Annotated in this window: 12 protein-coding genes and 1 pseudogene; 7 read left to right on the top strand and 6 right to left on the bottom strand. The window is 70.5% G+C overall.

Features of this window, described 5'->3' with window-relative positions:
- Positions 1–44: 44 nt before the first annotated feature.
- Positions 45–713, bottom strand: coding sequence for a TetR/AcrR family transcriptional regulator (locus J5V16_RS22865; RefSeq protein ID WP_208499441.1), 669 nt, complete (start codon positions 711–713; stop codon positions 45–47).
- 310 nt (positions 714–1023) lie between these two features.
- On the opposite strand from J5V16_RS22865, the gene mshA reads away from it, so the two are divergent.
- Complete coding sequence (mshA, locus tag J5V16_RS22860; protein ID WP_208499438.1) at positions 1024–2325, top strand: D-inositol-3-phosphate glycosyltransferase; 1302 nt, start codon at positions 1024–1026, stop codon at positions 2323–2325.
- A pseudogene (locus tag J5V16_RS24765) lies at positions 2322–2633 on the top strand (YbjN domain-containing protein); the annotation flags it as partial. The gene mshA and the pseudogene J5V16_RS24765, both read left to right, overlap by 4 nt.
- Before the next feature lie 162 nt (positions 2634–2795).
- On the opposite strand, the gene J5V16_RS24760 reads toward J5V16_RS24765, so the two are convergent.
- Both J5V16_RS24760 and J5V16_RS22850 read right to left on the bottom strand, forming a co-directional pair.
- Positions 2796–3791 (bottom strand): hypothetical protein, encoded by a 996-nt coding sequence (locus J5V16_RS24760; protein WP_243901590.1) that lies wholly within the window; start codon positions 3789–3791, stop codon positions 2796–2798.
- Positions 3784–4203 (bottom strand): hypothetical protein, encoded by a 420-nt coding sequence (locus J5V16_RS22850; protein ID WP_208499435.1) that lies wholly within the window; start codon positions 4201–4203, stop codon positions 3784–3786. The genes J5V16_RS24760 and J5V16_RS22850 overlap by 8 nt, the downstream gene beginning before the upstream one ends.
- Before the next feature lie 322 nt (positions 4204–4525).
- Between J5V16_RS22850 and J5V16_RS22845 the strand changes: the two genes are divergently transcribed.
- The 4 genes from J5V16_RS22845 (at position 4526) to mgrA (ending at position 8433) form a co-directional block, all read left to right on the top strand.
- Complete coding sequence (locus J5V16_RS22845; protein ID WP_208499433.1) at positions 4526–5275, top strand: phosphoglyceromutase; 750 nt, start codon at positions 4526–4528, stop codon at positions 5273–5275.
- A 100-nt stretch (positions 5276–5375) separates the two neighbouring features.
- Positions 5376–6602, top strand: coding sequence for a sensor histidine kinase (locus J5V16_RS24750; RefSeq protein WP_208499431.1), 1227 nt, complete (start codon positions 5376–5378; stop codon positions 6600–6602).
- Between the two features lie 32 nt (positions 6603–6634).
- Positions 6635–7321, top strand: coding sequence for a response regulator transcription factor (locus J5V16_RS25645; protein ID WP_208499429.1), 687 nt, complete (start codon positions 6635–6637; stop codon positions 7319–7321).
- Between the two features lie 116 nt (positions 7322–7437).
- Complete coding sequence (gene mgrA, locus J5V16_RS22830) at positions 7438–8433, top strand: L-glyceraldehyde 3-phosphate reductase (protein ID WP_307793045.1); 996 nt, start codon at positions 7438–7440, stop codon at positions 8431–8433.
- 48 nt (positions 8434–8481) lie between these two features.
- Here the strand turns inward: mgrA and J5V16_RS22825 are convergent, their stop codons facing one another.
- Positions 8482–8877 carry an Hsp20/alpha crystallin family protein gene (locus J5V16_RS22825; protein ID WP_208499425.1) on the bottom strand — a complete coding sequence of 132 codons (396 nt, stop codon included), beginning with the start codon at positions 8875–8877 and terminating at the stop codon, positions 8482–8484.
- A gap of 191 nt (positions 8878–9068) precedes the next feature.
- Complete coding sequence (locus J5V16_RS22820) at positions 9069–10316, bottom strand: NAD(P)/FAD-dependent oxidoreductase (protein ID WP_208499423.1); 1248 nt, start codon at positions 10314–10316, stop codon at positions 9069–9071.
- A gap of 170 nt (positions 10317–10486) precedes the next feature.
- Between J5V16_RS22820 and J5V16_RS22815 the strand changes: the two genes are divergently transcribed.
- Positions 10487–11296 (top strand): nucleotidyltransferase domain-containing protein, encoded by an 810-nt coding sequence (locus tag J5V16_RS22815; protein ID WP_208499421.1) that lies wholly within the window; start codon positions 10487–10489, stop codon positions 11294–11296.
- A 21-nt stretch (positions 11297–11317) separates the two neighbouring features.
- Here J5V16_RS22815 and J5V16_RS22810 read toward each other — a convergent pair whose 3' ends face one another.
- The gene (locus tag J5V16_RS22810; RefSeq protein WP_208499419.1) at positions 11318–11971 is read right to left on the bottom strand and encodes a shikimate kinase; all 654 of its coding nucleotides are present in this window, start codon (positions 11969–11971) and stop codon (positions 11318–11320) included.
- Positions 11972–12214 lie beyond the last annotated feature (243 nt).

Here is a 12214-nt window from a genome sequence, read left to right as displayed (position 1 = left end):
TCGCATGCCCCGGCGCGGTCGTTTGAGTGGCCTGGGACCAACCCTCAGAGGCGGCGTGCGAGGTAGTCGCAGACGACGTCGCCGGCCTCGGCGATCGACGCGGTGCAGCCCTCCGGGTCGCGGCGGAACGCGAGGCGGACCAGGGCCTGCCCGGTCTCGACGGCGACGGTGACGGTCTTGTTGAGCTCGTCGTCGCCGCCGATGCCGAAGCGCTGGGCGAGCCCGGCGAGGATCTGGTCGGCGATGACGTCGCCGCCGGTGGTGACGGCGTCGGCGCGGCCCGGGTCGATGGCGTCGGCCAGGTGGAGGACGCGGAAGCCAGGCGCGGTCCGGTACATCTGGACGTACTCGTCGATCGCGACCTCGACCCCGGCGCGCCAGTCGGCGGGCGGCTCGGCGTCGAAACGGGCGGCGAGGCGCTCGAAGTACAGGTCGATATAGCGCTGGCTCAGCGCTTCGGCGAGCGAGCGCTTGTCCCCGAAGAACTGGTAGACCGACCCGATGGCGACGTCGGCGCGCTGCGCGATGGCGGTGGTCGAGAGCCGGTCGTAGCCGACCTCTTCGATCAGATCCGCGGCGGCGTCGAGCATGCGGCGCACGCGCGCGGCGGAACGCTCCTGGACGGGCAGGCGGCGCAGCGAGTGCGTCGCACCGAACTTCGACACCGGCGACATCGTGGGCTGCCTCGCGGCCGGCACGGTTGCAGTGCTCATGGTGTTGTCTCCCCCCTGTGATGACAAGTCTCCCCATCATGGACGACTTGCCCGGATTTGAGGCTCATTCCCGGTCGTGTCGCGAGGGAATTTCCAACTTCACCCCTGCCGGGGCGACGGCGCGGCCCGGAGCGTCATGTCGCGAAACGGCTTGACGAAATGCGGAGTTCGTCACTTCCGCGGTTGCGGCGGTTGTGCGTGAACACCCGGACACGGAAGTATTGCGAGGGTTTTGCGCGTTGCTTCAGGGGACGAGCAGCGCATCTAGGCTCGCGAGCTTCGCCAAGCCCCCGCGGGAGAGGACCACCACATGCAGCAGCGGCGCACGCCGGCCTTCAGGGCACGATGCCGAAAGCTCCACGTCAGACGCGTGGCGATGGTCTCCGTCCACACCTCCCCGCTCGCCCAACCGGGCACGGGCGACGCCGGCGGCATGAACGTCTACGTCCTCAACACCGCCCGCGAACTCGCCCGCTCCGGCGTCGAAGTCGAGGTCTTCACCCGCGCCACCAGCTCCGAAGAACCCCCCACCGTCGAAGCCGCCCCCGGCGTCCTCGTCCACCACCTCCCCGCCGGGCCCTTCGAAGGCCTCTCCAAGAACGACCTCCCGACCCAGCTGTGCGCCTTCACCGGCGGGCTCCTGCGCGCCGAAGCCCACAACCGGCCCGGCCACTACGACCTCATCCACGCCCACTACTGGCTCTCCGGGCAGGCCGCCTGGGTCGCCGCCGACCGCTGGGGCGTCCCCCTCGTCCAGACCTTCCACACCCTCGCCAAGGTCAAGAACGCGCAGCTCGCCGCCGGCGACTCGCCCGAACCGATCGGCCGCGTCGTCGGCGAGGAGCAGATCACCACCGAAGCCGACCTCCTCATCGCCAACACCGCCGCCGAAGCCGCCGAACTCCAGCGGTACTACGGCGCCGACGAACGCCGCGTCGAAGTCATCCATCCCGGCGTCGACCTCGGCGTGTTCCGCCCCGGCGACCGGTACGCCGCCCGCCAGGCCCTCGGCCTCCCCCACAACGCCCTCGTCGTCGCCTTCGTCGGCCGCATCCAGCCCGCCAAAGCCCCCGACGTGCTCCTGCGCGGCCTCGCCCGCCTCCGCGAGACCAACCCCGCGCTCGCCGAACGCATCGTGCCCGTCTTCGTCGGCGGCCCCTCCAACACCGACCTGTACTGGCTGCCCAAACTCGCCGGCGAACTCGGCCTCGGCGACCGCGTCCAATGGCGCACCCCCCGCTCCGGCGAAGCGCTCGCCCAGGTCTACCGGGCCGCCGACGCCGTCGCCGTCCCCTCCTACAACGAGTCCTTCGGGCTCGTCGCCCTCGAAGCGCAGGCCGCCGGGACCCCGGTCATCGCCGCGAAGGTCGGCGGCCTCACCACCGCCGTCAACGACGGCGCCTCCGGGCTCCTCGTCGACTCCCACGCCGCCGACGACTGGGCCGCCGCCCTCGCCCGCCTCCTCGGCGACGGCGCCCTGCGCGAACGCCTCGCCGCCGGCGCCCGCACCCACGCCGCGCTCTTCTCCTGGCAGGCCACCGCCGAAGGCCTCAGCGGCGCCTACCGCCGCGCCCTCCTCGCCCGCTCCCAGGCGATTACCCTGGACCGGTGATCGAACAGCTCCAGGCCGCGCTCGACGCGATCGGCGCCGACTACCGCGCCGACACCCCCCGCTCGGTCGTCGTCAACCTCCCCGGGCAGCGCAAACTCAACATCGCCTGCGGGCTCGTCATCGAAGACCACGCCCTCCGCGTCGAAGCCTTCGTCGCCCGCAAGCCCGAGGAGCAGCACGAGCAGGTCTGGGCGGAACTGCTGCGCCGCAACGGGAAGCTGTACGCCGTCGCGTTCGCGGTCGACGAGGAGGAGGACATCCACCTCGTCGGCCGCCTCCCGCTCACCGCGATCACCGCCGACGAACTCGACCGCGTCCTCGGCCAAGTCCTCGAAGCCGCCGACGAGACCTTCAACGCCATCCTCGAACTCGGCTTCCGCTCCTCCATCGAGGAGGAATGGCGCTGGCGGCTCGCCCGCGGCGAGTCCACGAAGAACCTCACCGCGTTCGAGCACCTCAGGCCCGCCGAGTTAGAGGGTCCCGTCCGCCAGGATCTCCTGGGCGCGCGCCTGCATCTCGCTGGCACGCTTGTGGAACGAGTAGAACGCCTCCTCGTGGCCGCTCACGTACGCGATCAGGTACTCCCAGAACACCTCGACCTGCACGTCTTCCAGACCGGACTCGGCGTGGCACGCCGCGTCGGCCTCCGCCGCCGCCAGCACCTCCTCCCCGAACGCCGCCTCGGCTTCTCGGAGGGTCATCGAGCCTTCGATCTGCCAGGCGGCCTTGAAGTCCGCGGCCCGGGACTGGAGGGCGCCGCGCAGGTGGGCGGGCTCCTCGTGGTCGCGGCCGGACTCGCGTATGCAGTCGGCCCAGGCGGCGCGGGCTTCGACGACGCGGTCGTCGCCCTCCCAGTCGGTGCCGCCGCGGGCGCCGGCGAGGCCGGCGTGGTTGAGGTAGTCGGGGTAGGCGCCGTCGGCGAGGGCGTCTTCGGCTTCGCGCATGCAGCCGCCGCCGGCGCGTTCGGTTTCGCCGACGTCGGGCAGGATCACGGTTTCGGCCTCCATGCCGGGCGAGCCGAAGTAGGCCTCGAAGTAGGCGTCCTGGTCTGCTTGGGGCAGTGCGGTGAAGGGGTCGGGTTCGGTGTGGACGTCCTGGCCGCCGTCGCCTTCCATGACGAGGGTGATGTTGGGGTTGTCGACTTCGATGCCGTAGATCTCCATGGGGGGCAGGGTGAGATCGGGTGCGGAGTAGACCCAGAAGCCGAGGAGGTCGTCGAGGCCGGGGTGCTCGGCGTACTCGTTGGGGACGGGGTGGACGGTGAAGCCCTGGAGTTCGACGCAGAGGCGGGCGACGCGTTCGAGGGCCGCCTGGACCTGGTCGGCGGCGGCCATGTTGTCGGCGAGGACGGCTTCGGCGGTGGCGCGGTCGATCGGTTCGGGGGGCTCGGCGCAGGCGGTCAGGAGGGCGGCCGCGAGCAGGGCCGGGACGGCGAGCGCGGCCCGGCCCCGGGTGCGGTCAGGCATACGACCAGGCGCTGTAGCAGCCTGAGCCGCAGCCGGAGTGCCAGGACTTGTAGACGCCGTTGCGGTAGTAGCGGAGGGTGACGGGGTCGCCGACCTGGGCTTGGCTGGAGGACTGGCGTTTGCCGGTGCTGCCGCTGCCGCTGGAGTTGGCGTAGTAGACGTTGACCCAGGCGTAGTGGGAGCCGCAGGAGGTGGCGCGGGAGCGGAACCGGGTGGTCTCGCCGTAGTCGTCGCCGACGAGGGTGGAAGTGCCTGACCACCAGTCGTCGCAGCTCATCGTGTAGGTGACGCCGCCGGCGCGGGCGGCCTGCGGGACGGCGACCGTGCCGCCCGCGACGAGCACGGCGAGCGCGGCCGCCGCGCCGAGGCGGCGCGCGACGGAGGCTAGAGTGGACCGAGGTCCCCTGGTCATTCGGACTCCTTCCAGTGCAGGGTGATTCACGGCGCGCGGTCTCTCGGTTGGCGCCTGTGACCGCGCGCTGACCAGACGCTATCGGCCGCTTCGGCCGTCCACAAGGTCCTGATCATGGATTGGCACACCATCCCACAACGTGGACTATGCGTCATGAAACGTCACGAGCGGGGCGAGTGGGACCGGAGCAGGCGTCGCACCGGCGGTGTCGCCGCCGGTGCCGGGCCGCACTTCCCAAGGCGTGGACGTGCGGGGCGACGCCCGCCACACCTGTGCGCCGACCGGACGGCAGGACGGGGAACGGCACGGCAGGATAGGGGGCATGACCGCTACTCTCGTGCTGCTTCGCCACGGCGAAAGCGAATGGAACGCCAAGAACCTGTTCACCGGCTGGGTCGACGTGAAGCTGTCGGCGTCGGGCGAGGACGAGGCCCGCCGCGGCGGCCGCCTGCTCGCCGAGGCCGGCCTGCTGCCGGACGTCGTGCACACCTCGCTGCTGCGCCGCGCCATCAACACCTCCGAGCTGGCGCTCGCCGAGGCCGGCCGCTCCTGGATCCCCGTCAAGCGCTCCTGGCGCCTGAACGAGCGCCACTACGGCGCGCTGCAGGGCAAGGACAAGGCCGCGACGCTCGCCGAGTACGGCGAGGAGCAGTTCATGACCTGGCGCCGCTCGTACGACGTGCCGCCGCCCGCGATCGAGGCCGGCTCCGAGTTCGCGCAGGACGGCGACGCCCGCTACGCCGAGCTCGCCCCCGAGATCCTCCCGGCGACCGAGTGCCTCAAGGACGTCCTCGAGCGGATGCTCCCGTACTGGTACGACGGCATCGTGCCCGACCTCAAGGCCGGGAAGACCGTGCTCGTGGCCGCGCACGGCAACTCGCTGCGCGCCCTCGTCAAGCACCTCGACGGCATGACCGACGAGGCCGTCGTCAAGCTCAACATCCCCACCGGCATGCCGCTGCGCTACGAGCTGGGCGAGGACCTGAAGCCGCTCAAGGCCGGCGGCGAGTACCTCGACCCCGAGGCCGCCGCCGAGGCGGCCGCCGCGGTGGCCGCGCAGGGCAAGAAGTAGGCGCGATATCGACCCGAATGCGCACCCTGTGTTAACAGAAGGTGACATCCGTTACGGCCCGGCGTTCGACGCCGGGCCGTTTCGGTCTTAATCTGGGGTCGTGGCCCACAACGAAACGCCGCCGCTGGAGGGCCTGCGCAAGAGCGCGGGCCGTGTCCTCACCGGCCTGGCCGCGGGAGCCGCTTTCGGCGCCGCCGCCGCCGCGCTCCTGCGCACCCGGCACCGCGGCGCCCCCCGCCCCGAAGTCCGCACCGCCCCCGTCGCCGACTCCCGCCCCTGGGAGGCCGCGACCGACCTGCTGCGCACCGGCGTGTGCCTGGTCGACGACCACAACCGCGTCCTCTACACCAACCGGGCCGCCCGCGACCTGGGACTGGTGGACGACCACGAGATCGTCTCGCTCACCCTGCGGGCGCTGCTCGCGCAGGCCCGCCGCTCCGGGCGCTACCGGGACGCCGAGATCGAGGTCCCCAAGCAGGTCATGGGGGAGCCGAGCGCGGTGAGCGTGCGGATCACGCCGCTGCCCGACGGCGTGTCCGTGGCCGAGTTCCAGGACATCTCCGAGCTGCACCGCGTCGAGCGCGTGCGCCGCGACTTCGTCGCGAACATCAGCCACGAGCTGAAGACCCCGGTCGGCGCGATGCAGATCCTCGCCGAGGCGCTCAAGGACGCGGCCGAGGACCCGGACGCGTCGGCGCGGTTCGCCACCCGCATCCAGTCCGAGTCCAAGCGCATGAACCACCTGGTCACCGATCTGCTGGAGCTGTCGCGGCTGCAGGGCGCGGAGAAGCTGCCCGACCCCGAGCCGGTCGAGGTCGACCGGATCGTGGCGGAGGCGTTCGACCAGACCCGCATCTCGGCCGAGGAGAAGGGCATCGAGCTCAAGTACTCGGGCGTGCGGGGCGCGGAAGTGCTCGGCTCCGAGTCGCAGCTGGTGACCGCGGTGAAGAACCTCGTGGGGAACGCCATCTCCTATTCACCCGAGGACACGTCGGTCGAGGTCTCGACCTCGATCGCCTCCCCGTCCGGGCACCTCGCGGGCGTCCAGATGGTGTGCATCGCCGTGCGTGACCAGGGGATCGGCATCCCCGCCGAAGAGCTCGACCGGATCTTCGAGCGGTTCTACCGGGTGGACGCGGCGCGGTCGCGCTCGACCGGCGGCACCGGCCTCGGCCTGGCGATCGTCAAGCACGTCGCGGTCAATCACGGGGGTAGGGTCGAAGTGTCCAGTATGCCCGAAGCCGGATCAGTGTTTACCTTGATGTTGCCTGCCCGTTCCCTTCCGTCCGACGCCACGGCACCGGACTCGGATGCAATCGGAACATAGTCAGCAAGCCGGCCTTCTAGAAAGGTTCACTCGTGACCCGCGTGCTCGTAGTTGAAGACGAGGAATCGTTCTCCGATGCCCTCTCCTACATGCTCCGCAAGGAGGGCTTCGAGGTGGCCGTGGCCGCCGATGGCGACGCCGCCATCAAGGAGTACGAGCGCGCCGGTGCCGACGTGGTCCTGCTCGACCTGATGCTGCCCGAGAAGTCCGGCACCGAAGTGTGCCGCGAGCTGCGGGCGCACTCGAACGTGCCGATCATCATGGTCACCGCCCGGGACTCCGAAGTGGACAAGGTGGTGGGCCTGGAGCTGGGCGCGGACGACTACATCACCAAGCCCTACTCCTCCCGCGAGCTCGTGGCCCGCATCCGCGCGGTGCTGCGCCGCTCGGCCGAGCCCGACGACCCGATCGTCACCGTCCTCGAGGCCGGGCCGGTGCGCATGGACGTCGACCGCCACACCGTCACCGTGAACAGCGCCGACGTGCAGCTGCCGCTCAAGGAGTTCGAGCTGCTCGAGATGCTGCTGCGCAACGCCGGGCGCGTGCTCACCCGCGGCCAGCTCATCGACCGCGTCTGGGGCGCGAACTACGTGGGCGACACCAAGACCCTCGACGTCCACGTCAAGCGCCTGCGCTCCAAGATCGAGCCCGAACCGGGCAAGCCCCGCCACCTCGTGACCGTGCGCGGCCTCGGCTACAAGTTCGACCCGCACGCCTAGTTCACCTGGCGGCCACCTTCAGGGTCGTCAACCTGGCGTTCACCTTCCTGATGCGCGGCCCGCCAGCGCCGACCAGGGCGGATACAACGCTTGCCGGACCGGATAGGCTGCAGAACGTGACTTACCTTCCCGCGGACGACCGCTACGAGAAGACCATGCAGTACCGCCGCTCCGGCCGCAGCGGTCTCAAGCTCCCCGCCATCTCCCTCGGCCTGTGGCAGAACTTCGGCCACACCCGGCCCCTGGAGACCCAGCGGGCGATCGTCCGCCGCGCGTTCGACCTCGGCGTCACCCACTTCGACCTCGCCAACAACTACGGCCCGCCCGCCGGCAGCGCCGAGGAGAACTTCGGGCGGATCCTCGCCGACGACCTGCGGCCCTACCGCGACGAGCTCGTCATCTCCTCCAAGGCCGGGTACCACATGTGGAACGGCCCGTACGGCGACTGGGGCTCGCGCAAGTACCTCGTCTCCTCGCTCGACCAGTCCCTCGCCCGCATGGGCCTGGACTACGTCGACATCTTCTACCACCACCGCCCCGACCCCGAGACCCCGCTCGAGGAGACCATGGGCGCGCTCGACGCGATCGTGCGCTCGGGCAAGGCGCTCTACGTCGGCGTCTCGAACTACAACTCGGAGCAGGTGCGCCAGGCCGCCGCGATCCTCAAGGACCTCGGCACGCCGCTGCTGATCAACCAGCCGTCCTACTCGATGTTCAACCGCTGGACCGAGCGCGACGGCCTCCTCGACGCCCTCGACGAGGTCGGCGCGGGCTGCATCGTCTTCAGCCCCCTCGCGCAGGGCCTCCTCACCGACCGGTACCTCAAGGGCATCCCCGAGGACTCGCGCGTGCGCACCAGCGTCTTCCTCAACGAGGACGCCCTCGAAGAGGAGAAGATGGCGCGCGTGCGCGCCCTCAACGACATCGCCGCCGGGCGCGGCCAGACCCTCGCCCAGACCGCCCTCGCCTGGGCGCTCCGCGACGAGCGCATGACCAGCGTCATCATCGGCGCCTCGAGCGTCAAGCAGCTCGAGGACAACGTCGGCGCCCTCGGCAACCTCGACTTCACGGCCGACGAACTCGCCGCGATCGACACCTACGCGGTCGGCTAGCGCCGCCGCGCCACGGAGCCGCCCCGCCTCGCGCGGGGCGGTTTCCCGCTAGGTGATCTCGATCGTCTTGTGATCCCCCGAGGCGGTCTTCGGGAGGGTCATGCACAGCACGCCGTCGGTGAACTCGGCCGTGCACGACGCCGCGTCGACCGGGTGCGGCAGCCGCACCGCGAACTCGAACTTCCCGATGCTCCGGGCGGACCGGCGCGCGGTCGCCCCCTCCATGTGCTCGAGCTTCCTCGCCTCACCGGTCACCGAAAGCTCCTGGCCCTCCAGGTCGATCGTGATGTCCTGCTTCTCGACACCGGGCAGGTCGATGTCGACGTGGTAGGCCTCGTCGTTCTCGCTCACGTCCGCGGTCGGCGACCACGCGCCCTCCCCGGTCTCGAGCGGCGAGAAGTACGGGCCCATCACCTGGTTCATGTACGCGGTGAAGTCGTCCATCAGATGCATCGGATCCGACAGGCCCCGCCGCGCGGGCAGATGTGTCATCGCTGGTCTCCCCTCGTGCAACTGCGAGCACCGCTCGGTGCCTCGCCCGCCGGGGATGCCCGGTCGGCAGACCGCCAAAACTGAACGTCAATGAATGGTCACATTCAGTTGAAGTTCGATGCGAACGGCGAGATCCGGGCCGCTCAGCGGAACGATTGCAGCGTCTCGGTGCTCGGCGGCTCGGCCGCGCGGATGAGCACTTCGACCTCGGCCATGCGGTCCCAGGTGTTCACGGTCATGCCCGCGAGCACCCGCCCGGCCTTCGTCCAGAACGCCGCGAACTCGAGCGACTCGACCGAGCCCGAGACCACGACCTCGTCGTAGGCGTCCGGCCCGGCGACGAAGCCGAGGTACTCCATGCCGAGGTCGTACTGGTCGGTGAAGAAGTACGGCAGCTTGTCGTACGGCGTCTCGTCCCCGAGCATCGCCCTCGCCGCGTGCGGTCCGGTGTCGAGCGCGGTCTGCCAGTGCTCGACCCGGATCGGCCGTCCGTACTGGACGGACGGGATGCTCGCCACGTCGCCGGCGGCCCACACGTCCGGGCCGCTCGTGCGCAGCGTCCCGTCCACCGCGATCCCGCCGCCGAACTCCTTGGAGCGCAGGTTGATCCCGGCCTCCACGGCCAGACCCGTGTTCGGCGTCGCCCCGACCGCGAGGAGCACCACGTCGGCGTCGACCCTGCGCCCGTCCTCGGTCTCGACCGCGACCGCGCGGTCGTCCTCTCCGATGATCTTCGCGACCTGGGTGCGCCGCAGCAGCTCCACGCCGTGGTCGGTGTGCAGGCGGCCGAAGACCAGGCCCATCTCGGGGCCGAGCACGCGCTCGAGCGGCTGCGCGCCGAGCCCGAACACCGTCACCTCCCGGCCGAGCTGCCTGGCCGAGGCGGCGACCTCCATGCCGATCCAGCCGTCGCCGACGATGGCCACGTGCTCGGCCTTCTCGATCGCGGCGTGCAGCAGGTCCGACTGCTCGACCGTCCGCAGCAGGTACACGCCCTGCAGGTCCGCGCCGGGGATCGGCAGCGGCCGCGGGCTCGAACCGGTGGCGATGAGGAGCTTCTTGTAGTCGAGCGAGGAACCGTCCGCCAGCGTCAGCCGACGCCGCGCCGAATCCAGCCCGGTCGCCGGCTCGCCGGTGCGCAGCTCCACATTGTGCTCGTACCATCCTTCGTCGACGGTGAACACCTTCGACCGGTCGACCTCGCCGCGCAGGTAGTCCTTCGACAGCGGCGGCCGCTCGTACGGCCGGTGCGCCTCCCCCGTGACGACCACCAGGTCGCCCTCGAACCCTTCGTCGCGCAACGTCTGCGCGGCCTTCGAGGCGGCCAGGCCGCCCCCGACGATCACAAAGGGCGCCTTACTCGACGACTCCTTGTACGGTGCGCTGTTCATCTGCGTCTCCCCACGCATCGACGAGGCTGGTCACGCCCGGTCCGGCCCATTGTCACCGCGATCAAGGGCGACCGGGACCGTTCAGCGGATTCCCGCCTCCCGGCCATGCAATCCCCTCAGGGCGCGAATCTCGCTCGCGTCACAGGCCGGAACTTGGCAAGCTGACCCGCATGACCGAGACCCTCCTCCACACCGAGCACGGCGACGCGGCGATCGCCCGCTCCGGCGAGATCCTGCGCACCGAGGTCGGCTCGGGCCTGCACGGCATCGCCATCGCCGGCACCGACGACCACGACGAGATGGGCGTCTTCGTCGAACCGCCCGATTGCGTCATCGGCCTGCGCGGCCCCATGGACCACTACGTGTGGCGGACCCAGCCCGAAGGGCACCGCTCCGGGCACGGCGACACCGACCTCGTCATGTACTCGCTGCGGAAGTTCCTCAAGCTCGCCATCGCCGGCAACCCCACGATCCTGCTGCCGCTCTTCGCTCCTGCGGCCTCGGTCTACACGGTGACCGACCTCGGCGAGGAACTGCGCGCGCTCGCGCCCGCGTTCCTTTCGCGGCTCGCCGTCCAGCGCTTCATCGGCTACCTCGACGGCCAGACCGATCGCCTCCTCGGCCGCGGCCGCCAGAGCTCGGTGCCGAACCGGCCCGAACTCGTCGAGCGCTACGGCTACGACGTCAAGTACGCCTCGCACGCGCTCCGCCTCGGCCTGCAGGGCCTGGAGATCGCCGAGCACGGGCGGCTCACGCTCCCCATGCCCGACGCCGACCGCGAACGAGTCCTCCACGTCAAATCGGGCGGTGTCAAGGACATCGGCGACGTGCTCGCCGAGATCGACGCCGTACGGACCCGCATCGTCGGCCTGCTCGAGTCCGGTGCGACGCCGCTGCCCGCCGAGGCCGACATCGACCGCATCTCCGCCTGGTCGGTCGACGCCCACCGCCGCCACTGGCGCGAGCGCGACGGCTTCTAGCCCAGGGGTTCTTTCGAGGGGTCAGGCGAGACCGAAGTGCTCGGCCACATGGTCGACGGATTCGTTCTCGCCTGCTGCGTCGACGGTGATCGCCTGCAGCCCGAGTTCGCGGGTCTCGATGCGCAGACGCTCGACGAAGTACCGGTCGCGCTCAGCGATGTTGCGGCCGGCGCGTTCGGGGTCGCTGGTCCGGTGCACGAAGCCGGGCGGCCCGGTCGGCGTCTTGGCCCGGTTGTCGATCGCGAACGCGCGGAAGTCGGGGGTCGGCAGCAGCCACACGGCCCGACTCCGGTCGGCGAGCAACGGCGCGACGAGCGACGGCAGGAGCCGGAACCCTTCGACGACGATCCCCTGGCCGGGCGGCATCGCGAGCAGGTCTTCGACGATGAGGTGGAAGCCTTCGCCGTGAAACCAGTGGAAGGTCTCGTACATGGTCGCGGGCGACCGGTCCACCCAGCGCTCGTCCATGCTCATCCCGATGAACTGGTGGAGCAGGGGCGCTTCGGCGGCGGTGGTCCGCCGCGCGTGGTCCTGCATCGATTCGTCGGTGCCGCAGTACCGAAGCCCGTAGCGTTCCGCCAATCGCCTTGCGACCGTGGTCTTCCCTGCCCCGCTGCCGCCTCCGATCCAGTACACGTGCTGTAGCCGTCGCTGCAGCTCCGGATCGCCTGCCATGTCGAGTCCGCCCCTCGCTGTCGATGACCAGTGCCCGGTTGCACGCTATCGGTCGGTATCGGGTTGCGGTTCAAGCGGTCAGCGACGAAGAGGTGGGAATGGGGATGGGGGCGAGTGGCGGGCTGCGGGTGGGTTGCGGGGCGGGCGACACTCCCGACCGCGGGGGCCGGTCTCGGTGTTTTGCCTTGGGGCGCAGGAGGGTCCGGCGGAACATGAATGGCTTCTCGTCTTGTGGGTGATGTC

The organism is Glycomyces niveus, from assembly GCF_017592475.1.
GTDB classification, from domain to species: domain Bacteria; phylum Actinomycetota; class Actinomycetes; order Mycobacteriales; family Micromonosporaceae; genus Glycomyces; species Glycomyces niveus.
Note: the sequence above shows the minus strand (reverse complement) of the source record. Positions and strands in the feature narration are given on the sequence as shown.

Bases quoted from the DNA above. Each gene is read 5' to 3' on its own strand.
- J5V16_RS22865 (WP_208499441.1), bottom strand. From the start codon at position 713: ATGAGCACTGCAACCGTGCCGGCCGCGAGGCAGCCCACGATGTCGCCG.
- mshA (WP_208499438.1), top strand. From the start codon at position 1,024: ATGCAGCAGCGGCGCACGCCGGCCTTCAGGGCACGATGCCGAAAGCTC.
- J5V16_RS24760 (WP_243901590.1), bottom strand. From the start codon at position 3,791: ATGCCTGACCGCACCCGGGGCCGGGCCGCGCTCGCCGTCCCGGCCCTG.
- J5V16_RS22850 (WP_208499435.1), bottom strand. From the start codon at position 4,203: ATGACCAGGGGACCTCGGTCCACTCTAGCCTCCGTCGCGCGCCGCCTC.
- J5V16_RS22845 (WP_208499433.1), top strand. From the start codon at position 4,526: ATGACCGCTACTCTCGTGCTGCTTCGCCACGGCGAAAGCGAATGGAAC.
- J5V16_RS22825 (WP_208499425.1), bottom strand. From the start codon at position 8,877: ATGGACGACTTCACCGCGTACATGAACCAGGTGATGGGCCCGTACTTC.
- J5V16_RS22820 (WP_208499423.1), bottom strand. From the start codon at position 10,316: ATGAACAGCGCACCGTACAAGGAGTCGTCGAGTAAGGCGCCCTTTGTG.
- J5V16_RS22815 (WP_208499421.1), top strand. From the start codon at position 10,487: ATGACCGAGACCCTCCTCCACACCGAGCACGGCGACGCGGCGATCGCC.
- J5V16_RS22810 (WP_208499419.1), bottom strand. From the start codon at position 11,971: ATGGCAGGCGATCCGGAGCTGCAGCGACGGCTACAGCACGTGTACTGG.